The sequence below is a fragment of the Microbacterium schleiferi genome (genome assembly GCF_020781975.1).
Taxonomy (GTDB): domain Bacteria; phylum Actinomycetota; class Actinomycetes; order Actinomycetales; family Microbacteriaceae; genus Microbacterium.
Genome location: NZ_JAJGNI010000004.1, coordinates 131,425 through 150,350, shown reverse-complemented (window position 1 = coordinate 150,350; position 18,926 = coordinate 131,425). Strand labels below are relative to the sequence as shown.

The window sequence follows — 18,926 nt, the reverse complement described above, 5'->3', positions numbered from 1 at the left end:
AGGCTCGTCATAGCGCCGATTCTGTCACAGAAGCGGAATTTCGTGTGATCTTCACAACCGATCTGGTCAGTTTGGCGCCACAACTTCACGGAGAGTAGGTGCACGACGACCAACCAGGCGTCGATCCACCGGATGAGAAGCCGGCGGATGAGAGACCAGACAGGACGGATGCGCCATGACTGCAACCACCACCCCGATGCCCGCCCGGACGGCCCCCGTGCCGACCTCGAGCGCCGCGGCGGTGCTCGAGGTCGTCGGCCCGATCCGCGATCGCTACGACGAGATCCTCACACCCGACGCGCTCGCGTTCCTCACTGAGCTGCATTCTCGATTCTCGGCCCGCCGTCACGATCGCCTCGCCGACCGGATGCGGCGCCGGTTCGAGATCGGCAACGGCCACGACCCGCAGTTCCGCGACGACACCGCGCACATCCGCCACGACGACGAGTGGCGGGTGGCCGGCGCCGGCCCCGGCCTCGAGGACCGGCGCGTGGAGATCACCGGCCCCACCGACCCGAAGATGACGATCAACGCTTTGAACTCGGGAGCGAAGGTGTGGCTCGCCGACCAGGAAGACGCGACCAGCCCCACCTGGAAGAACGTGATCGAGGGGCAGCTGAGCCTGTACGACGCCATTCGCGGCCAGCTGCAGTTCACGAGCCCTGAAGGTAAGAGCTACGAGGTCACCGCCGAACAGACCCCGACGATCGTGATGCGCCCGCGGGGGTGGCACCTCGTCGAGAAGCACCTGCGCTACACCGACCGCACCGGACGCACGATGGATGCCTCGGGCTCGCTCGTGGACTTCGGGCTCTACTTCTTCCACAACGCGAAGCAGCTGATCGAGAACGGAGTGGGTCCCTACTTCTACATCGCCAAGCTCGAGTCCGCGGAGGAAGCCAAGCTCTGGGACGACGTGTTCACCTTCAGTGAGCGCTACCTCGGCATCGAGCACGGCACGATCCGCGCCACGGTGCTGATCGAGACCCTGCCCGCCGCCTTCGAGATGGAGGAGATCCTCTTCGAGATGCGGGACCACGTCGCGGGCCTGAATGCCGGCCGCTGGGACTACATCTTCTCGATCATCAAGAACTACCGCGGCCGCGGGGCGCGGTTCGTGCTGCCCGACCGCAGCGAAGTGACAATGACGGTGCCGTTCATGCGGGCCTACACCGAACTGCTCGTGAAGACCTGCCACAAGCGGGGTGCCTTCGCGATCGGCGGCATGAGTGCCTTCATCCCCAACCGCCGCGATCCCGAGGTGACCGAGCGTGCCTTTGAGAAGGTGGCAGCCGACAAGAAGCGGGAGGCCGGCGACGGGTTCGATGGCACGTGGGTGGCCCATCCCGACCTGATCCCGGTGGCGCGCGCGGAGTTCGACGCGGTCCTCGGCGACCGACCCAACCAGCTCGACCGGCAGCGACCCGACGTGTCGGTGCGCGCCGCAGATCTCATCGATGTGCACATCGGTCGCCCCATCACGGCATCCGGCGTCTACGGCAACGTGTCTGTCGGCATCCGGTACATCGAAGCGTGGCTCCGAGGCCTCGGAGCCGTGGCGATCGACAACCTCATGGAGGACGCCGCGACCGCCGAGATTAGCCGCTCCCAGATCTGGCAGTGGATCCACCAGGACCGGACCACTGAGGACGGCACGCCCATCACCCGTGAGTACGTCGAGGGGCTGATCTCCCAGGTGCTGGGCGAGGTGTCGCGCTTCGAGGGCGACCGGTTCGACGACGCTGCAGCGATCTTCCGCGAAGTCGCGCTCGGAACCGAGTTCCCCGCCTTCCTCACCCTCCCCGCCTACTCGCGCTACCTGGTCGAGACCGACTGATCGCGCCCGAGACCCACGACGAAGGACATGACATGACCACCTACCAGGACGACATCGCCGCCATCCGGGACCTCAAGCAGCAGCACGGTCCCGCCTGGGACGCCATCAACCCCGAGTCCGTCGCACGGATGCGGGCGCAGAACCGGTTCCGCACCGGGCTCGAGATCGCGCAGTACACCGCCGACATCATGCGCCGCGACATGGCCGAGTACGACGCCGACTCCTCGCTGTACACGCAGTCACTCGGGGTCTGGCACGGCTTCATCGGCCAGCAGAAGCTGATCTCGATCAAAAAGCACCTGAAGAGTACGAACAAGCGCTACCTCTACCTCTCGGGGTGGATGGTCGCGGCGCTCCGCTCGGAGTTCGGGCCGCTGCCTGACCAGTCCATGCATGAGAAGACCGCGGTACCGGCGCTCATCGAGGAGCTCTACACGTTCCTGCGCCAGGCCGATGCTCGCGAGCTGGACCTCCTGTTCACGAAGCTGGATGCCGCACGGGCAGCGGGCGACGAGACCGCGGCCGAGTTCATTCAGTCCCAGATCGACAACCACGAGACCCACGTGGTGCCGATCATCGCCGACATCGATGCGGGCTTCGGTAACCCCGAGGCCACCTACCTGCTGGCCAAGAAGATGATCGAGGCAGGCGCCTGCGCCATCCAGATCGAAAACCAGGTCTCGGACGAGAAGCAGTGCGGTCACCAGGACGGCAAAGTCACCGTTCCCCACGAGGACTTCATTGCGAAGCTCACCGCGGTGCGCTATGCGTTCCTCGAACTCGGGATCGACAACGGCATCATCGTTGCCCGCACTGACTCGCTCGGTGCGGGTCTCACGCAGAAGCTCGCTGTCACTCACGAACCCGGGGACCTCGGCGACAAGTACAACTCGTTTCTGGACGTCGAGGAGATCTCGGATGCCGACCTCGGCAACGGCGATGTCGTCATCAAGCGCGACGGCAAGCTGCTGCGTCCCAAGCGGCTGGCGAGCAACCTGTACCAGTTCCGTCCCGGGACCGGCGAAGAACGGTGCGTGCTCGACTGCATCACGTCGCTGCGAAATGGCGCTGATCTGCTATGGATCGAGACCGAGAAGCCGCACGTGGAGCAGATCGCCGGGATGGTGGATGCAATCCGCGAGGAGATCCCGAACGCGAAGCTCGTGTACAACAACAGCCCCTCGTTCAACTGGACACTGAACTTCCGTCAGCAGGCCTACGACGCCCTCGCCGCGGAGGGGAAGGATGTCTCGGCATACGATCGCGCCGATCTCATGAGCGTCGAGTACGACGACACGGAGCTCGCGCGGCTGGCCGACGAGAAGATCCGCACCTTCCAGCGCGACGGCTCGGCCCGGGCAGGGATCTTCCACCACCTCATCACGCTGCCGACCTACCATACGGCGGCACTGTCGACCGATGACCTCTCAAAGGGGTACTTCGGCGACGAGGGGATGCTCGCCTACGTGCGGGGTGTGCAGCGCCGCGAGATCCGCGAGGGCATCGCTACCGTCAAGCACCAGAACATGGCAGGAAGCGACATCGGCGACAACCACAAGGAGTACTTCGCCGGTGACGCTGCCCTCAAGGCCGGAGGTCAGCACAACACGATGAACCAGTTCAGCTGATCATCGACCAGACACGGATGCCCCGGACGACATCGTCCGGGGCATCCGTCGTGCCCTGGCCCGTCGTCCCGCAGCGCAGGACGGGTCAGGCGATTTCGCCCGCGGCCACGACCTCCGCCAGGCCCGCAACGCGTGAAAGGTGATAGACCCCGTAGGCGTCTGCTTCACGGATGCGGCGCGCGTCGGTATCCGTCTGGGTGTCGTGCGCGAGCGTTGCCGCGAGCATCCGGGCGTGCATGAGCCCACCGGCGAGGAATCCGAGGAGCATGAGGTACGGGACGCTGACGGCATATGCGTCGCGGGTCGTCCCGAACGCGATCAGCCGGGCTGTAGCCTCTTCGGCCGCCGCGCGGGCACTTTCGAGCCGGCTCGCGGTGCGCGCCGCTACCGGGTGGTCGAACGCCTCAAGCGCGGCGATAGCCTCGGCGACCTCCTGGAGCACTCGCGCGACAGTCGTGCCGCCGTCTCGAATGACCTTGCGGCCGATGAGGTCGTTGGACTGGATGGCCGTCGTGCCCTCATAGATCGGCATGATGCGGGCGTCGCGGTAGTGCTGCGGGGCCCCGGATTCCTCGATGAAGCCCATGCCACCGTGCACCTGGATCGCATCGGACGTGATCCGCAGTGCCTCTTCGGTGGTCCATCCCTTGAAGATCGGGACGAACAGTTCGGCAAGACGGATGCCGTCAGCATCCGTGGCCCGGTCGAACAGGTCGCCGACGTACACACCGAGGGCGCGCATCGCGGCGATTTCGCTCGCCATCGACAGCAGCAGGCGCCGCACATCGGGGTGCTCCGCGATCGGGGTTCCGTCGGGTCGGTCCAGCACCGCACCCTGCATGCGCTCTTCGGCATACGCTCGCGCGCGCTGGTAGGCGCGGTCGCTGATGCCGGTGGCTTGCAGGCCCATGCCGACCCGCGCCGAGTTCATCATGACGAACATGCCGGCAAGGCCCCCGTGGAGCTCGCCCACGAGGAAACCGGTCGCTCCCTCGTACTCAAGCACGCAGGTCGGGCTCCCGTGGATGCCGAGCTTGTGCTCGACCGAGACGGTCGTGATCGCGTTGCGTTCCCCGGGGTTGCCTGACGCGTCGGGCAGGAACTTCGGGGCGACGAACAGCGAGATCCCCTTCGATCCCTCAGGGGCATCTGGTGTGCGGGCGAGGACGAGGTGGACGATGTTCTCGGCGACATCGTGGTCGCCCCACGTGATGAAGATCTTCTGACCCTTGATCGACCACGTGCCGTCGCCGTTCGGGGTCGCCATGGTGCGGATCGCGCCGAGGTCGGTGCCCGCCTGCGGCTCGGTGAGGTTCATCGTGCCGGTCCACTCGCCGCTGACGAGCCGCGTGAGGTATTGCTCGCGCAGATCGTCGGAGGCATAAGCGTCCAGGGCGTGGATCGCACCGGTGTTGAGGGCACTGCAGAGTGCGAACGAGGTATTGGCGGCGTTCCACATCTCACCGAGGCCCGCCTGCACGAGCGCGGGAAGCCCGTCCCCGCCCGCTGATTCGGGAGCCTCAGCGGTGACCCAGCCTGCGTCGACGATGGCACGATAGGCCTCCGGAAACCCCGTGGGCGTCTTAGCCTGACCGTCGACCACCGTCACTCCCTCGCGGTCGCCGGAGGCGTTCAGCGGTGCGAGGACCTCTGCGGCGAGCTCCCCTGCCGCAGAAAGTGCGTCAACGGCATCTTCTGCGGAGAGCGCACCGTCTGTGGCCCGGGCCACGACGTCGGTGCCGAACGCCTCGGCGAACAGGAACGCGTAGTCATCGACGGGAGGAACGTAGGCGGAGGTGTCAGCCATGACGAACTCGCTTTCAAGAGGTGGGACTGCGACTCATCATAGATGACACTGCGTCTCACGGCGCGTGCAGCATCCGTCTCCCCCTCTCCGCCGAACCCACACCTTCTGCGCTGAACCCACACCTTTCAGCCCGCGAATCGTGTGGGCTCGCGCCGGACTCTGTGGGTTCAGCGACGGTGGCTGGGGGCTAGAGGATGCCGCGCTCCAGGGCTACCGTCACCGCGTGGGTGCGATCGGCGACCTCAAGCTTGTCGAAGACCTTCAGCAGGTGGGTTTTCACCGTCGACTCACCGATGCCGAGGTCGAGGCCGATGAGCTTGTTGCTGCGGCCCCGGGCTACCAGACGCAGCACCTCGATCTCGCGCGGAGTCAGGGTCACGGATGCCGCGGGCTCACGCATCCGTAACACCAGTCGGGCCGCAACCGCCGGGGAGAGCGCCGTCTGCCCGGCTGCGACAGACCGGATGCCGGCGATGATCTCGTCCTGCGGGGCGGCCTTGAGGAGATAGCCCGCCGCCCCAGCTTCGATCGCCGCGAGAATCTGGTCGTCGCTCTCGTAGGTCGTGAGAATCAGCACGCGCGGGGCATCGTCGCCCATGGCGACAATGCTCGCTGTGGCAGCGACGCCGTCGAGCACTGGCATCCGCAGGTCCATGAGCACGACATCCGGCTTCTCGCGCGCCACGAGCTCGACTGCCTGCGCGCCGTCGGTCGCTTGCCCGACGACGTCGAAGCCTTCCTCGTCCGCGAAAAGACCGGCAAGCCCGGCACGGACGACGGGATGGTCATCGGCGATCAGCAGCCGGATCATGCGGCAACTCCTGCACGCGGCAGCAGAATCGTGAGGACCGAGCCGCGGCCGGGGACCGAGTCGACCTCAACGGATCCTCCGGCGAGTGTTGCACGGTCGCTGATGCCGTCGAGTCCGAATCCGGTGCGGGCAGCTGAGGGGTCGAATCCGACTCCGTCGTCGCGGACGGTCATCCCAATCCCCTCGCCGTGGGGCGCGACGGTCACGACCACTAATGTCGCCCGCGCGTGCTTGCGCACGTTAGCGAGTGCCTCCTGCAGGCAGCGCAGCAGCACGACCTGCTGTTCGCGATCGAGATCCACACCGGCCGCGACCTCGACGTCGATCGCGAGACCGACCTCCGCACGGAAGCGCGCGGCGAGACGTTCGATCGCTGCCGCGAGAGCATCATCGGCGGGGACCGCTGCCATCCGCGCCACGAGCGCGCGAGACTCGGCGAGCGCCTCGCGCGCGGTCTGCTCGATCGTCGCGATCGCCTCGGCAGCGGCATCGGTTCGCCCGTCCCGCGCCTGCCTGCCCGCCCGCTCGCTCAACAGCACCAGGCCCGCAAGAGTCTGGGCCAGAGTGTCGTGGATGTCGCGAGCGATGCGCTCCCGCTCCTCTGCCGCGCCCCGATCGCGGCTAAGCGCCTCGACCTGCGACTGCGCTTCGGTCAGCTCGGTCACCAGACGCGCCCGCTCCTCGCCATACTCGGCGATGCTCGAGATCCACAGGCCTAGGGCGGTTGCAAACACGACGGCAAGGCCCCCCGAGAGGATGCCTTCCCAGAGCGACTCGATCGTGAAGCCGCCGTGAGCCACTAATCCGATGAAGACACCGAAACCAATCGCGACGGATCCGAGCACGCCTCCTCGTCGGGTGTCGACCGAGACCCAGACGAGCGGATAGGCCAAGGTCTGCAGCATCGCGATGAACGGGGCAGCGGCGACGCCCACTCCGATCGAGATGGCCAACAGGATGACGAACACAACAGCAAGCGGCGTGCTGCCACCCTGGCGTAGCCGCCGCCCGAATCCGAAGTACGCGACGATCAGAAGCGCCGCGGAGGCCGCCACCAGCGCCCGGCCCAGGACATCGAGGTCCGACAGGATCAGGACGGGGGCGACGATGGCTGCCGCCACGATCGGGACCACAGCATCCCACCATCGCGATTCGCTCATCATCGCCCCCTCTCCTGCGTCACGCGTGACCGCCCCAGGCTACGCGTCGCGTCGGATCCACCGGAAGGTGAGCCGGCTGATGACGAGGCCCACGACGAGCCAGATGAGCAGAGCGATCGCAACGCCGCCGAGATCCCAGGCGCCGCTCTGCTCGAGAGTCGCGTATTCCGGCGGCAGGAAGACCGCACGCATGCCCTTCGCCATCCACGCCAGGGGGAAGAGGTTCGCAACGTTCTGCAGCCACTCCGGTAGCAGCCAGAAGAACAGGTAGACGCCCGAGATGAACTGCAGCACGAGCGCCACCGGGATCACGACCGCCGACGCACTGCGGGCGCTGCGAGGGATGGCCGAGATGGCGATTCCGAGGAACGCGGATGTCGCCAAGCCCAGGACGAACACCCACGCGAAGGTGAGCCACGACTCGGCATCGGAGGGAAGCGGCACGCCCAGCACGAGCCCCGCGAACGCGAGCAGCACCGCTGCCTGCACGGTGCCGGTGACCAGCACCTGACCGATCTTGCCGATGAAGTAGCTCACGGGCGACAGCGGTGTGCCACCGAGCCGCTTGAGGGTGCCGTCATGCCGCTCGAGCGCGATGTCGATCGCCAGGTTCTGCAAGCCCGACAGCAGGACCCCCGCGGCGAGCATGCCGGGAAGGTACATCTGAGCCGCCGAGAGGGCCGGCAGCCCTTGCCCGTAACTCTGCTCGCCGTCACCGCCGAAGACGGTGCTGAACAGGGCGAGCATGAGGATCGGGAAGAGGAATGTGAAGAAGATCGTCTCGGGCGAGCGCGTATAGCCGCGGATCTCGAACCCGGTACGACGGATGCCGTGGCGCAGCGCGTGCGTCGGGCTGAGGCGGGATGGGGGAACTGCGATAGCGGTCATGACAGGGTCTCCGGAATCGAGGAGGACGGCGCGGCAACTGTCTCGCCCGGCACGGCTGCGCCCTCCGGGTCGACCATGCCGAGGTAGATGTCTTCGAGGGTGGGGCGGCGGATCTCAAGCTCCTCGGGTTCGCCGCCCAGGCGCTCGGCGAGGGAACGGGCGAAGGCCCAGGGCTCTGGGGTGCGCTCGGTGTGCAGCGTCCCACCTTCGCGCCAGGTGACGCGCGGCATCCGGGCGTCTTCACCCCCGAACGTGGCGATGGGTCCGATCGCCTGGAGCACGCCCCGATCGATTACTGCAACCCGATCGGCCAGCTGCGCAGCCTCATCGAGGTAGTGGGTGGTGAGCAGGATCGTTGTGCCTTCGCCCTGAAGCCTGCGGATGAGACTCCAGAACTCCCGACGCGCCTGCGGGTCGAACCCGGTGGTCGGCTCATCGAGGAAGAGGAGTTCGGGGTTCCCGATGATGCCGAGGGCGACATCGACGCGGCGTTGCTGGCCGCCGGAGAGTTTGGCGATGCGCGTGTTCGCCTTCTCCTCCAGCCCTACAGCCGCGATCACCTCCTCCACGTCCCGCGGCCGCGGGTAGTAGCCGGCGAACTGGCGCAGCTGCTCGCGCACCGTGAAGGCGCCGGCCTGGCCGGTGGTCTGCAGCACGATGCCCAGACGTGCCTTCCACGCCAGACCCCCATGTCCGGGGTCATCTCCGAGCACCGACACCTCGCCACTTGTGCGGCGGCGATACCCTTCGAGGATTTCGACGGTGGTGGACTTGCCGGCGCCGTTGGGGCCCAGCAGGGCAAAGGTCTCACCGCGAACGATGTCGAACGACACGTCGTCGACGGCAGCTCGCGATCCGTAGGTCTTGCGCAGGTTCCGCACCCGCACCGCATCGTTTTCCATGCTTCCAGCGTGCCGCGGCGAGACCGGAGGCGACAGCGGCCGTTGGGCTGGTGCGGCATCCCCCATTCGGTGGATGCCGCACCTCAGCCCCGGCGCGCGAGATTCAGCGAACCTCGGTCAGCGCATCCTCGTGGATGACGGCGAGAATGCGGGAGATGGGATCGTGATCCGCACCCAGAACACTGCCGATGGCCGCACTCTGGTGTGCGAAGCGCAGATCAGCAAGCACTGTCCCTACAGCCTGCGCGATCCGCTCCGGCGAAGGGGTTCCCGTTCGCAGGTCCACTCCCATGCCGGCCCACGCGACGCGCGCCGCAACCTCGGGCTTATCTTCGGTCGCCCCCGCGACGACGAGCGGGACGCCGTGACGGGCGGCCAATTGAACGCCTCCGAAGCCTCCGTTGGTGACCATGACAGAAGTCCGCGACAACAGCGCACCGTAGGGAAGGTAGCGTGCGACCCTCACGTTGGCGGGCAGTCGCCCTCTGGGAAGAGATCGGTGAGGCTCTCGACGTCCCGACCTCCGGTCGAGGCGACGACGGTGACGGGTTCGTCCGCGAGCGCACGAATAGTCGGGGCCATAAGGCGCTCGAAGTCGAGGTTGTCGATCGTTCCCTGGGTGACGTGCACGATCGGACGCTCACCCACCTGATCCCACCAGTCCGGCAGCTCGGTGCCGCTGCTGGACGCTGGAAGCGGTCCGAGAAACTCGATGCGATCGGTGAGTTCGCGGCGCGGATACTCCAGAGCGGGAAGGGTCAGTTGGAAGACCCCATCGTATGAGAGCGCCGCGTCGAAGAACCAGGCACCCTGTGTCACTCCGCACTCTGCCAGCGCCTGGTTCAGTGCGCGGTACTGCGCTGGCACCACGCTCATGAATATCCCGATGAGGTCGTGACGGAGTGCTGCGATACCGCGCTTGTCGGCCCGTCCGGGCAGGAAAGCGTCGAGGTCCGCGTCGTCGAAGTCGACGGCGGCCGGAAGCGGCAAGAACCGAGCTCCAGCCGCCTCCACGCGGCCGCGGTACTTCTGGCCGGCGAGGACGCAGATGTCGTGGCCGCGAGAAGCGAGACCCTCAGCAACCCCGAGGATCGAGAGAATGTGGCCATGGATGGGCGGCGAGGCCAGCAGGAGCTTCATTTGGCATCCTCCGCCCGGAGCACGGGGTGGTTACCGCGAATGAGATCGGTCACGATCGAACCGGCGCGCCCGCCCGAGATCGTTCCCCTCATGATCACCGCATACTGCCTGACGCCGCGGGAGACGAAGATCGTGCAAGCGATGACGCGCGGAGAAGCTACGCAGGCGATCGCTCAGTCATTGCACCTGTCTCCGTACACCGTGCAGGACCACTTTCAGGCGATCTTCGCGAAACTCGGCGTCTCGTCGCGCCGCGAAGTGGCGTCGCGCCTGTTCACGCTGTTGTACGCGGACGCGCAGCTCGACTGACCGCCGCGCCTCTGTGCTGACGGTCAGGTCGACGCCGACTACGCTTTTGACCGTGACCGAACGTGCTCCCCTGTCTCGCAAACTGTCCGCCATCGCCGAGTCCGCGACCCTCAAGGTCGATGCGAAGGCGAAGGCGCTGCAGGCTGCAGGGCGGCCGGTGATCAGCTACGCCGCGGGAGAGCCGGATTTCGCGACGCCGCAGTTCGTCGTGGATGCCGCAGCCAAAGCGCTGAAGGACGCCAAGAACTTCCGCTATACGCCGGCTGCCGGCCTCCCGGACCTGCGTGAGGCGATCGCAGAGAAGACCCGCCGCGACTCGGGGCTGGAGGTCGCGGCATCCGAGGTGATCGTGACCAACGGCGGCAAGCAGGCCGTCTACCAGGCCTTCCAGGCTGTCGTGAACCCGGGCGATGAGGTGCTCCTCCCGGCGCCGTACTGGACCACGTACCCCGAAGCGATCCAGCTCGCTGACGGCATCCCGGTCGAGGTGTTCGCCGGGGCCGACCAGGACTACAAGGTAACTGTCGAGCAGCTCGAAGCGGCACGTACCGACCGCACGACAACGCTCGTGTTCGTCTCGCCGTCCAACCCCACCGGTGCCGTGTACACCGAGGAGGAGACCCGCGCGATCGGCGAATGGGCCCTTGAGCACGGCATTTGGGTCATCACCGATGAGATCTATCAGCACCTCGTCTATGACGGGGCCACGGCGGTCTCGATCGTGCGGGCAGTGCCGGAGCTTGCGGGGCAGACGATCCTCGTGAACGGCGTCGCGAAGACGTATGCCATGACGGGATGGCGTGTGGGGTGGATGACGGGGCCCGCCGACGCGATGAAGCTGGCGGCGAACCTGCAGTCGCACCTGACGAGCAACGTCAACAACATCGCGCAGCGGGCGGCGGTCGCAGCTCTCACCGGGCCCCAGGATGAAGCCGAGCGGATGCGGCAAGCCTTCGACCGTCGTCGTCGTGTGATCGTCGAGGAGCTGGCCAAGATCCCCGGTGTCACCGTTCCGACGCCCCTCGGCGCGTTCTACGCGTATCCCGACGTGCAGGGTCTGCTCGGGCGCGAGTGGCGCGGTAAGCGCGTCGAGACGTCGCTGGAGCTCGCTGATCTCATCCTCGATGAGATCGAAGTCGCCGTTGTTCCCGGCGAGGCTTTCGGCCCGAGCGGGTACCTTCGCATGTCGTACGCACTCGGCGATGACGCACTGCTGGAGGGCGTGCGGCGGATGCAGGGCCTGTTCTCCTAGAGCCCGGCCCGAGCCCCCTACAGGTCGACGCCGACGAGCACCGGTTCGGGCTGCAGGATCAGTCCGAACTCGGCCTGAACCCGCCCCTGGATGAAGCGAGCGAGCTCGGCGATCTCCTCCGCTGTCGCGCCGGCGTGATTGGTCAGCGCGAGCGCGTGCTTGCTCGAGAGCGCCGCCCGCGAACGCGGCAGATGGAAGCCCTTGCGGATGCCGGAGTGTTCGATGAGCCACGCGGCGCTGACCTTGACATCCGGCTCCTCGACCTCGGTGGGGGGGATGTACCCGTCGAACGTGTCGAGCGGAATGATCCGAACCGGCTCTGAGGTCGCGTCGGCGCCGTCGGGGCGAACCGGCCACCGTGGGCACTCTGCGGGCAGGCTTCGGGCGAAGGATGCCGAGACCACGGCGTTCTGGAAGAACGAACCGGCGCTGTAGGTGTCGGGATCGGCGTCATCAAGCACCATTCCCTTGCGGGCGCGCGTTGCCAGAACGTGATCGCGCACCCACTGCAGCGTGACCGCGTCATCTTCTGCGAGACCCAGCGCCTGCCGAAGCTGGGCGCCCCGCAGCCGCCGGGGAGCAGGACCCACCTCGAGCAGGTCGAGAGTGACGGACAGGATGACCGCACGTCGAAGGGGCTCGGAGCCGTGGTGGTGCTTGAGGACCGACGTGCGGAAGCCGAGTCCCAGTTCGGCGGCGGGAACCGTCGACACCTCGCCAGTGCTCTCGTCGATCAGTTCGACCTCGACGAGCGTCTGAATGATCTCCTGACCGTATGCACCGACGTTCTGCACGGGAGCTGCGCCGACGGTGCCCGGGATGCCTGACATCGCGGCGATCCCCGACAGCCCCTCGGCCACCGTGTAGGCGACGAGGTCATCCCAGTCGTGCCCGGCCTGGATGCGAAGCCGCGCCACCTGCGGCGCGGGCGCGGGCAAACGCTCGATCCCGCGGGTCAGGATGCGGATCACGGTGCCCTCAAAGGGTTCGTCACTCACGAACAGGTTCGACCCGCCGCCGAGGACGAACCAGGGCTCCCCCGTCGCCCACGTGTCTCGCAGCGCCGCGACGAGTTCGTCCCGGTCGTGGGCATCCCACATCCGGGCGGGTTCGCCGCCGGTGCGCAGTGTGGTCAGGCTCGACAGCGGCCTGGGTGCGGTCTCAGGCATCAGCCTCGGCGTGCGCGCAGGCGGGCCTTGCCCAGCACGGCAGTGTCGGCGGCGGTCACGCTCAGATCGATGGTCACGAACTCCTCGTCGAGCGCGAGGACCTTCCCCTGCACGGTGACGTCGGCGCCGGCATCCGGGTCGACGACCACCGGCCGCGTGAACCGCACGCCGTAGTCGAGGATGCGGCCGGCATCGCCGAGCCAGGGGACAACGGTCTCGGCTGCCAGGCCCATCGTCAGCATCCCGTGGGCGAGCACACCGGGAAGGCCGACGGATGCCGCGATGTCATCGCGGTAGTGGATGGGGTTGAAGTCGCCGGATGCCCCCGCATAGCGCACCAGTGATTCGCGGGTCAGGTGCACCATACGCTCGGCCACAATGTCACCGACGGCAAGTTCGGCGGAGTCGATCGTGTGCGCGCTCATTCGTCGTCTCCTCCCACCAGCAACACGGAGGTCGCCGTGACGACGTGAGCGTCATCGGCATCCGTGATGGTGGCTTCGCTCGTGACCATCGCTCCCTTGCCGAACGGGCGCACCTGGGTGATCGCCAGCGTCGCGACCAGTTCGTCGCCCGCGACGATCGGTCGCGTGTACGCGAAACGCTGCTCGGCATGGATGAGGCGGTGCAACTCGATTCCCGAATCGGGCTCGGCCAGCAGCTGCTGCAGCGTAAGGTCTTGAATGACCATCGCGAAGGTCGGTGGGGCAACGACATCGGCGTATCCGAGAGCCTGCGCGGCGCCGGGGTCGGTGTGCTGCGGGTCGTCGGCGAACACCGCTCTCGCGAACTCCCGGACCTTCTCTCGTCCCACCAGATACGGGGCGGTCGGCGGGAAGTCCCGCCCGACCAGTTCAGGGTTCACAGGCACCAGGCCATCCTACCGAGGGCCTGAACCCGTCATCATGGACACTGGCACACCAAGGTTCGGATCTCATTCCGGACGCTGCAAGGAGACGCCATGCCCGACCTGTTCAACTACTTCGACCATGTCGAACTGCCGACTCCGACCCTCGGCGTCGACGAGGTCGAAAAGCTCTGCCAGCTGGCCTTTGGCATCGACGTCGTCGCGATTCCTCTCGGTAGCCAACAGGACCAGAACTTCCGTCTGCTCCCGCGAGGCTCCGACGTGCCGCTCGGTGTCCTCAAGCTCAGTAATCCGGTGTTCAGCGAGACCGAGATCCGCATGCAGGATGCCGCGACGAATGCGGTCGCGGTAGCCGAGCCTTCCCTGCGGGTTCCCCGCGTCCTCTCGGGAGCTCGGGGCGCTCTGTGGGCCTGGTGGGACAGCTCGCAGGGGCGCATTCACGCTCGCGTGCTAGAGAACATCTCCGGTCGCACCCTGACCGGGTCCCGCTATCTTCCCCCCACTGTCATCGAACGCCTCGGAGATCTTGCAGGCCGAGTAAGTGCGGCACTCGAGAGCTTCGAGCACCCCGCCAGCAGCCGCATCCTGCAGTGGGATCTTCGTCATGCACGCAGAGTCATCGACGCCCTGCTGCCTGATGAACCGGACGCCGAGGTTCGCGCCGCGATAGAACGGGCAGTTTGCGGGGCCGTTGCTGCGCTCGACCCGATCGTGCCCCACCTCCCGATGCAGGCGGGGCACTTCGACATCACGGACGACAACGTCCTGCGCGGCTACGGCGAACTCCTCCCCGATGCCGTGATCGACTTCGGGGACGTGATGCGCTCGTGGCGGGTCGCGGAGATAGCCGTGACGGCATCCTCCGTGCTGCACCACGACGGTGCCGATCCGACATCAGTCATCCCCGCGATCCGCGCCTTCCACGCGCGGCGCCACCTCACCGACGAGGAGATCACGGCGCTGTGGCCCCTGGTCGTCCTACGCGGGGCGACTCTCGTGCTGAGCGGACGCGCGCAGGTTCGCCTCGACGACGCCAACGAGTACGCCGCTGATGCGCTTGATCGCGAGCGCCGCATCTTCGATGTCGCGACGTCGGTGCCGGCATCCGTCATGACTGCCGCGATCCGCAGCGCGCTGGAACCCGGCCGCGCCGCGCCGACCCGGACGTGGGAGGGTGCGCCCCTCTTCACTCTCCCGGCCGAGGTTGTCGTGCTCGATGCCGGCACGGTCTCACCCCTCAACGATCGGGGCGCGTGGCTCGATCCGGAGGAGCTCGACCGGGCGGCGCTGAGCACCCTGGATGCCGGTGCAGGTGCGGTCGTCGTGCCAGCGTGGCATCCGGTGCTGAGCGGAGCGCCGCCGCGAACCCCTGCTGAGCCGGCGACCATCCCCACCGGCACGACGCTCTGGCTCGCCGAGCCGCCCGCGCTCGGTCGAGACGATGGCGAATGGACACGCGACGCCGGGACCGTCACGTGGCGATGCGGCGACGAGGTTGTCACGATCACCGGGATTCCCGACGGCACGGATGCTGTGCTTCCCGCGCGCACACGCCTGTTCGTGCAGCGCCACGCGGCGGGCGACGAGCCGCCACCTCCCCGGGTCACGGCGCGCCTCGCCGCAGCCTGGCGGGACGTCACGGGCGAGGTCTCCGACGCGCTCGGGCTGGCTCCACCGGTTGCGCGCGGCGACGACACTCTCGCGCGTCGCCGCGGAGTCCTGGCGGCGGTTCAGGAGCACTACTACGACGCGCCGCCGCGGATCGAGCGCGGATGGCGGGAGTATCTGATCGACGTCGACGGTCGGGTCTACCTCGACATGGTCAACAACGTCGCCTCGGTGGGCCATGCGCATCCCCACGTCGCGGATGCCGCGACCCGACAGCTGAACCTGCTCAACACGAACTCGCGCTTCCACTACGGCGTGATCACCGAGTACGCCGAGCGCATCGTCGAGACCCTGCCCGATGAGCTCGACACGGTGTTCTTCGTCAACTCCGGTTCAGAGGCAGCAGATCTTGCTCTTCGACTGGCGATGGCATCCACAGGCCGCACTGACATCGTCGCGATGCGTGAGGCCTACCACGGGTGGACCTTCGCGAGCGATGCCGTGTCGACCTCGATCGCCGACAACCCGAACGCGCTGGCGACGCGCCCGGAGTGGGTGCACACCGTCGCTGCCGCAAACTCTTACCGCGGCACGTACCGCGGCGCGGACGCGCAGCGGTACGCCCCCGAGGCCGTGGCGGAGATCGACCGGCTCGCAGCATCCGGGCGCGCTCCAGCCGGGCTTATCTGCGAGAGCTTCTTCGGCAACGCCGGCGGCGTCGCGCTACCGCCGGGGTATCTCGCACAGGTCTATGAAGCGATTCGCCGCCACGGTGGCGTGGCCATCGCCGACGAGGTGCAGGTGGGCTTCGGCCGGCTCGGCGAATGGTTCTGGGGATTCGAGCAGCAGGGGGTCGTGCCCGACATCGTTGCGGTCGCCAAGTCGATCGGCGCTGGCCACCCCATCGGCGCCGTCATCACCCGTCGCGAGATCGCCGATCGGTACCGCACTCAGGGGTACTTCTTCTCCTCAACGGGCGGCTCGCCGGTGTCGGCGGCGATCGGTCTGGCTGTTCTGGATGTCATCGATCAGGAGGGTCTGCAACACAACGCGCGCGTCGTCGGAACTCATCTGAAGCGGCGTCTGGAAGCGCTGGCTGAGAACCATCCCCTCGTGGGAGCGGTGCATGGCGCCGGCCTGTACCTCGGCGTCGAGTTCGTGCGCGACCGCGTCACCCTGGAGCCGGCGACCGAAGAGACCGCGGCAATCTGCGACAGGCTGCTGACGCTCGGGGTGATCATGCAGCCCACCGGTGACTACCAGAACGTGCTGAAGATCAAGCCGCCGCTGTGCGTGTCACTGGAGTCGGTTGACTACTTCGTCGATTCGCTCGATCGGGTTCTCAGCACCGGCTGGTGACGCGCGGCACCGGCCCTCAGGAACCGGAGCGCTGAGCACGAATCGCCCGAAGCGCCATCTGCACGGCTATGAAGGCGATGAAGATCGAGAACAGCACGTTGCCGACGAACGGGTCGACCAGCGTCGCGATCCAGGCGCCGAGAGCCGTTGTCGTGCACGCCGCGATGCCGATGGCAATGGCTGCCGGGAGATCGACGTTCTTGCGCCGAAGGTTTCCGACGGTGCCCGATAGCGCCGTGGGGATCATCATGAGCAGCGACGTGCCCTTGGCTTCGAGGTCGCTCGCACCGAACAGGATCATGAGAACCGGAACCACCACGATGCCCCCGCCGACGCCGAGAAGCCCCGCCAGGATGCCGGTGATCAGGCCCAGCACGATCAGGCCGACGACCGACAGAATCGTGTATTCGATCCCAGCATCCCGCGACGGAATGACCAGGTAGAGGCTGATGATCACGAGGACCAAGAATCCGACGAAGCCCCAGCGCAGCACCGGAAGAGGAAGTCGGTGCAGCAGCCACGTGCCGATCTGAGCACCGATGATCGCCCCGGCGGCGAGGATGATCGCCGCGACCCACGCCACGGAGCCAGTCGTCGCGTAGGAGATCACGCCCACTGTCGCGGTCGGGACGATTGCTGCCAGTGATGTACCCGCGGCGAGGCGCTGGTTGAAGCCGAGGAAGAACACGAGAGCCGGCACGATCACGGTGCCCCCGCCCACACCGAACAGACCCGACAGCAGGCCAGCAGCCAGACCCACCAGAATCGCGACGATGTAGAAACGCGCGGTGCGCGGCTGGGGTGTCGTGGTCATGTGCTCGCTCTCGTCGGCGCCGGAACGCCGGCCGTGCCAGCCTACTCGTCCGAGACAGACACTCCGACGCGGCGTGGAGAGCCCTACTCCACGCTCACGAGGTCGTAGACCGCCCAACCATCGTCATCCGGAACCAGCGTGTATTCGTACTCGACGACCTGCTGCACGCCCGGTTCGATCGGGTTTCCGTCTTGGTCGAAGTGAGCGACATAGCCTTCTTGCGTTGCGACGGTGTACTCGTAGCCCGGGCCACGGATGCCGGTCACCACGATCTCGTAGTCCGAGTACCACTCGGTGAAGGCCTCGGACTGACCGGCGAACGTCGCGCAATCCTTGATCTGCACGATTTCGCGCAGGCGCTCGGTCGTGACGCCGAGGAAGAGGTCGCAGTCCGCGGTTTGCCAGGCCTCATCGAACTGGTAGACGGCCTCGACGGCGCCGCGTTCATCGTCGTTCGTCGGTTCGACGGCCGCCGGTGCGCTCACTCGACCGAATCCGAGGATTGCGAGCGGGATGAGAACCGCGGCGAGAACTACCGCAACGAGCATCGCAACACCGACGATCACCCAGATGATCCAGGTTCGGCTGCGCTGGGGGGCGGTGGCTGCAACGAAGATTCCCGACGGGGCATCCTGCGCCACGGGAACACCATCGGACGCAGCGGTGTCGCCGGTCGCTTCTGGTAACTGCGAGGACGTCTCCGGTGCGGGCGTCGTGCGGGGACGCTGCCACGGGTCGGGCATCCCCTGTGGGTGCGGCTGCACATGCTCGGTCCATTGCTGACCGTCCCACCACCGCAAGGCGCCGTGGCCGTCGTCATACCAGCCGGGGGCAATCGCCGACATCCGCTCTCGTTCCTCGTCGTTCCGGGCTCGCCTTCACTCTATGCGCGCGGACCTCGGGCTCAGAAGCTCGCGACATAGTCTCCAGTGCTGAAGCCACCGGTGATCAGCCACAGCGGCACCAGAACCGTAATCAGGGAGAGGACCAGCGACACGATCGACCACGCGAGCACACGACGTGCGCGGATGTCCAGAATCAGCGCGATGACGGCAAGGACGAGGGCGATCGCCCCCACGATGATCGAGAAAGGCATTGTCACGATCAGCAGCCACCAGATCGTCGCCATCTCGGGGAGGAACCCGATGAGCAAGATCGCAAGCGAAGGCGCAAGGGCGATGAAGGCGACGACGAACGCGATGATTCCGAGAATGGGGATGCGGCGGGCAGTCGGTGCGGGCGGCGATGCCGGCGAAACGGATGCGGTCACGAGCGCAGTCTAGGGTGCCGTTGCCGGTTCCGCACCCGCGCTCCGGGCAATCCCGCGAGTGCGGCAGATTCGTGCAGCTGGCGCGATCCCAACCCCACGGATGC

At 66.9% G+C, this 18,926-nt stretch carries 18 protein-coding genes; 5 read left to right on the top strand and 13 right to left on the bottom strand.

The window, feature by feature from the left end:
* Positions 1-175 precede the first annotated feature (175 nt).
* Positions 176-1,837, top strand: coding sequence for a malate synthase A (gene aceB, locus LL236_RS06360; RefSeq protein WP_374198012.1), 1,662 nt, complete (start codon positions 176-178; stop codon positions 1,835-1,837).
* 32 nt (positions 1,838-1,869) lie between these two features.
* The gene (locus LL236_RS06355) at positions 1,870-3,465 is read left to right on the top strand and encodes an isocitrate lyase (protein ID WP_228177930.1); all 1,596 of its coding nucleotides are present in this window, start codon (positions 1,870-1,872) and stop codon (positions 3,463-3,465) included.
* Between the two features lie 85 nt (positions 3,466-3,550).
* Here LL236_RS06355 and LL236_RS06350 read toward each other — a convergent pair whose 3' ends face one another.
* From LL236_RS06350 to LL236_RS06320, 7 genes are all read right to left on the bottom strand, one after another.
* Positions 3,551-5,272, bottom strand: coding sequence for an acyl-CoA dehydrogenase (locus LL236_RS06350; RefSeq protein WP_228177929.1), 1,722 nt, complete (start codon positions 5,270-5,272; stop codon positions 3,551-3,553).
* 187 nt (positions 5,273-5,459) lie between these two features.
* On the bottom strand, positions 5,460-6,083 hold the full coding sequence (locus LL236_RS06345) for a response regulator (RefSeq protein ID WP_228177928.1): 624 nt from the start codon (positions 6,081-6,083) through the stop codon (positions 5,460-5,462).
* A complete protein-coding gene (locus LL236_RS06340; RefSeq protein ID WP_228177927.1) occupies positions 6,080-7,243 on the bottom strand; it encodes a sensor histidine kinase in 1,164 nt (387 codons plus the stop codon). Before LL236_RS06340 ends, LL236_RS06345 begins: the two co-directional genes overlap by 4 nt.
* 39 nt (positions 7,244-7,282) lie before the next feature.
* Complete coding sequence (locus tag LL236_RS06335) at positions 7,283-8,131, bottom strand: ABC transporter permease (RefSeq protein WP_228177926.1); 849 nt, start codon at positions 8,129-8,131, stop codon at positions 7,283-7,285.
* Positions 8,128-9,033 (bottom strand): ABC transporter ATP-binding protein, encoded by a 906-nt coding sequence (locus LL236_RS06330; RefSeq protein WP_228177925.1) that lies wholly within the window; start codon positions 9,031-9,033, stop codon positions 8,128-8,130. The genes LL236_RS06335 and LL236_RS06330 overlap by 4 nt, the downstream gene beginning before the upstream one ends.
* Before the next feature lie 103 nt (positions 9,034-9,136).
* Positions 9,137-9,499, bottom strand: coding sequence for a glycosyltransferase (locus tag LL236_RS06325; RefSeq protein WP_228177924.1), 363 nt, complete (start codon positions 9,497-9,499; stop codon positions 9,137-9,139).
* Positions 9,496-10,173 (bottom strand): glycosyltransferase, encoded by a 678-nt coding sequence (locus LL236_RS06320; RefSeq protein ID WP_228177923.1) that lies wholly within the window; start codon positions 10,171-10,173, stop codon positions 9,496-9,498. Before LL236_RS06320 ends, LL236_RS06325 begins: the two co-directional genes overlap by 4 nt.
* Positions 10,174-10,212: 39 nt before the next feature.
* On the opposite strand from LL236_RS06320, the gene LL236_RS06315 reads away from it, so the two are divergent.
* Both LL236_RS06315 and LL236_RS06310 read left to right on the top strand, forming a co-directional pair.
* Entirely contained in the window at positions 10,213-10,482 is a 270-nt protein-coding gene (locus LL236_RS06315; protein ID WP_228177922.1) for a response regulator transcription factor, read from the top strand.
* A gap of 52 nt (positions 10,483-10,534) precedes the next feature.
* The gene (locus LL236_RS06310; protein ID WP_228177921.1) at positions 10,535-11,734 is read left to right on the top strand and encodes a pyridoxal phosphate-dependent aminotransferase; all 1,200 of its coding nucleotides are present in this window, start codon (positions 10,535-10,537) and stop codon (positions 11,732-11,734) included.
* Between the two features lie 17 nt (positions 11,735-11,751).
* On the opposite strand, the gene LL236_RS06305 is transcribed toward LL236_RS06310, so the two are convergent.
* From LL236_RS06305 to LL236_RS06295, 3 genes are read right to left on the bottom strand one after another with little or no spacing between them, the layout of a single operon-like run.
* Entirely contained in the window at positions 11,752-12,903 is a 1,152-nt protein-coding gene (locus tag LL236_RS06305) for a UDP-N-acetylmuramate dehydrogenase (protein WP_228177920.1), read from the bottom strand.
* A complete protein-coding gene (locus LL236_RS06300) occupies positions 12,903-13,328 on the bottom strand; it encodes a MaoC/PaaZ C-terminal domain-containing protein (RefSeq protein ID WP_228177919.1) in 426 nt (141 codons plus the stop codon). Before LL236_RS06300 ends, LL236_RS06305 begins: the two co-directional genes overlap by 1 nt.
* A complete protein-coding gene (locus LL236_RS06295; RefSeq protein ID WP_228177918.1) occupies positions 13,325-13,774 on the bottom strand; it encodes an FAS1-like dehydratase domain-containing protein in 450 nt (149 codons plus the stop codon). The genes LL236_RS06300 and LL236_RS06295 overlap by 4 nt, the downstream gene beginning before the upstream one ends.
* 90 nt (positions 13,775-13,864) lie before the next feature.
* Here LL236_RS06295 and LL236_RS06290 point away from each other — a divergent pair, with 90 nt between their 5' ends.
* Positions 13,865-16,738 carry an aminotransferase gene (locus LL236_RS06290; protein ID WP_228177917.1) on the top strand — a complete coding sequence of 958 codons (2,874 nt, stop codon included), beginning with the start codon at positions 13,865-13,867 and terminating at the stop codon, positions 16,736-16,738.
* A 16-nt stretch (positions 16,739-16,754) separates the two neighbouring features.
* Here the strand turns inward: LL236_RS06290 and LL236_RS06285 are convergent, their stop codons facing one another.
* The 3 genes from LL236_RS06285 to LL236_RS06275 form a co-directional block, all read right to left on the bottom strand.
* Positions 16,755-17,552, bottom strand: a complete 798-nt coding sequence (locus LL236_RS06285) for a sulfite exporter TauE/SafE family protein (RefSeq protein ID WP_228177916.1) — start codon at positions 17,550-17,552, stop codon at positions 16,755-16,757.
* Positions 17,553-17,635: 83 nt separating this feature from the next.
* On the bottom strand, positions 17,636-18,397 hold the full coding sequence (locus tag LL236_RS06280) for a DUF2510 domain-containing protein (protein WP_228177915.1): 762 nt from the start codon (positions 18,395-18,397) through the stop codon (positions 17,636-17,638).
* 59 nt (positions 18,398-18,456) lie between these two features.
* A complete protein-coding gene (locus tag LL236_RS06275) occupies positions 18,457-18,822 on the bottom strand; it encodes a hypothetical protein (protein ID WP_228177914.1) in 366 nt (121 codons plus the stop codon).
* Positions 18,823-18,926: the final 104 nt, after the last annotated feature.

What these genes read in the sequence shown, in the direction of transcription:
- LL236_RS06350 (WP_228177929.1), bottom strand. Translation starts at nt 5,272, where the DNA reads ATGGCTGACACCTCCGCCTACGTTCCTCCCGTCGATGACTACGCGTTC.
- LL236_RS06355 (WP_228177930.1), top strand. Translation starts at nt 1,870, where the DNA reads ATGACCACCTACCAGGACGACATCGCCGCCATCCGGGACCTCAAGCAG.
- LL236_RS06290 (WP_228177917.1), top strand. Translation starts at nt 13,865, where the DNA reads ATGCCCGACCTGTTCAACTACTTCGACCATGTCGAACTGCCGACTCCG.
- LL236_RS06305 (WP_228177920.1), bottom strand. Translation starts at nt 12,903, where the DNA reads ATGCCTGAGACCGCACCCAGGCCGCTGTCGAGCCTGACCACACTGCGC.
- LL236_RS06345 (WP_228177928.1), bottom strand. Translation starts at nt 6,083, where the DNA reads ATGATCCGGCTGCTGATCGCCGATGACCATCCCGTCGTCCGTGCCGGG.
- aceB (WP_374198012.1), top strand. Translation starts at nt 176, where the DNA reads ATGACTGCAACCACCACCCCGATGCCCGCCCGGACGGCCCCCGTGCCG.
- LL236_RS06280 (WP_228177915.1), bottom strand. Translation starts at nt 18,397, where the DNA reads ATGTCGGCGATTGCCCCCGGCTGGTATGACGACGGCCACGGCGCCTTG.
- LL236_RS06330 (WP_228177925.1), bottom strand. Translation starts at nt 9,033, where the DNA reads ATGGAAAACGATGCGGTGCGGGTGCGGAACCTGCGCAAGACCTACGGA.
- LL236_RS06340 (WP_228177927.1), bottom strand. Translation starts at nt 7,243, where the DNA reads ATGAGCGAATCGCGATGGTGGGATGCTGTGGTCCCGATCGTGGCGGCA.
- LL236_RS06300 (WP_228177919.1), bottom strand. Translation starts at nt 13,328, where the DNA reads ATGAGCGCGCACACGATCGACTCCGCCGAACTTGCCGTCGGTGACATT.
- LL236_RS06315 (WP_228177922.1), top strand. Translation starts at nt 10,213, where the DNA reads ATGAGATCGGTCACGATCGAACCGGCGCGCCCGCCCGAGATCGTTCCC.
- LL236_RS06335 (WP_228177926.1), bottom strand. Translation starts at nt 8,131, where the DNA reads ATGACCGCTATCGCAGTTCCCCCATCCCGCCTCAGCCCGACGCACGCG.
- LL236_RS06285 (WP_228177916.1), bottom strand. Translation starts at nt 17,552, where the DNA reads ATGACCACGACACCCCAGCCGCGCACCGCGCGTTTCTACATCGTCGCG.
- LL236_RS06320 (WP_228177923.1), bottom strand. Translation starts at nt 10,173, where the DNA reads ATGAAGCTCCTGCTGGCCTCGCCGCCCATCCATGGCCACATTCTCTCG.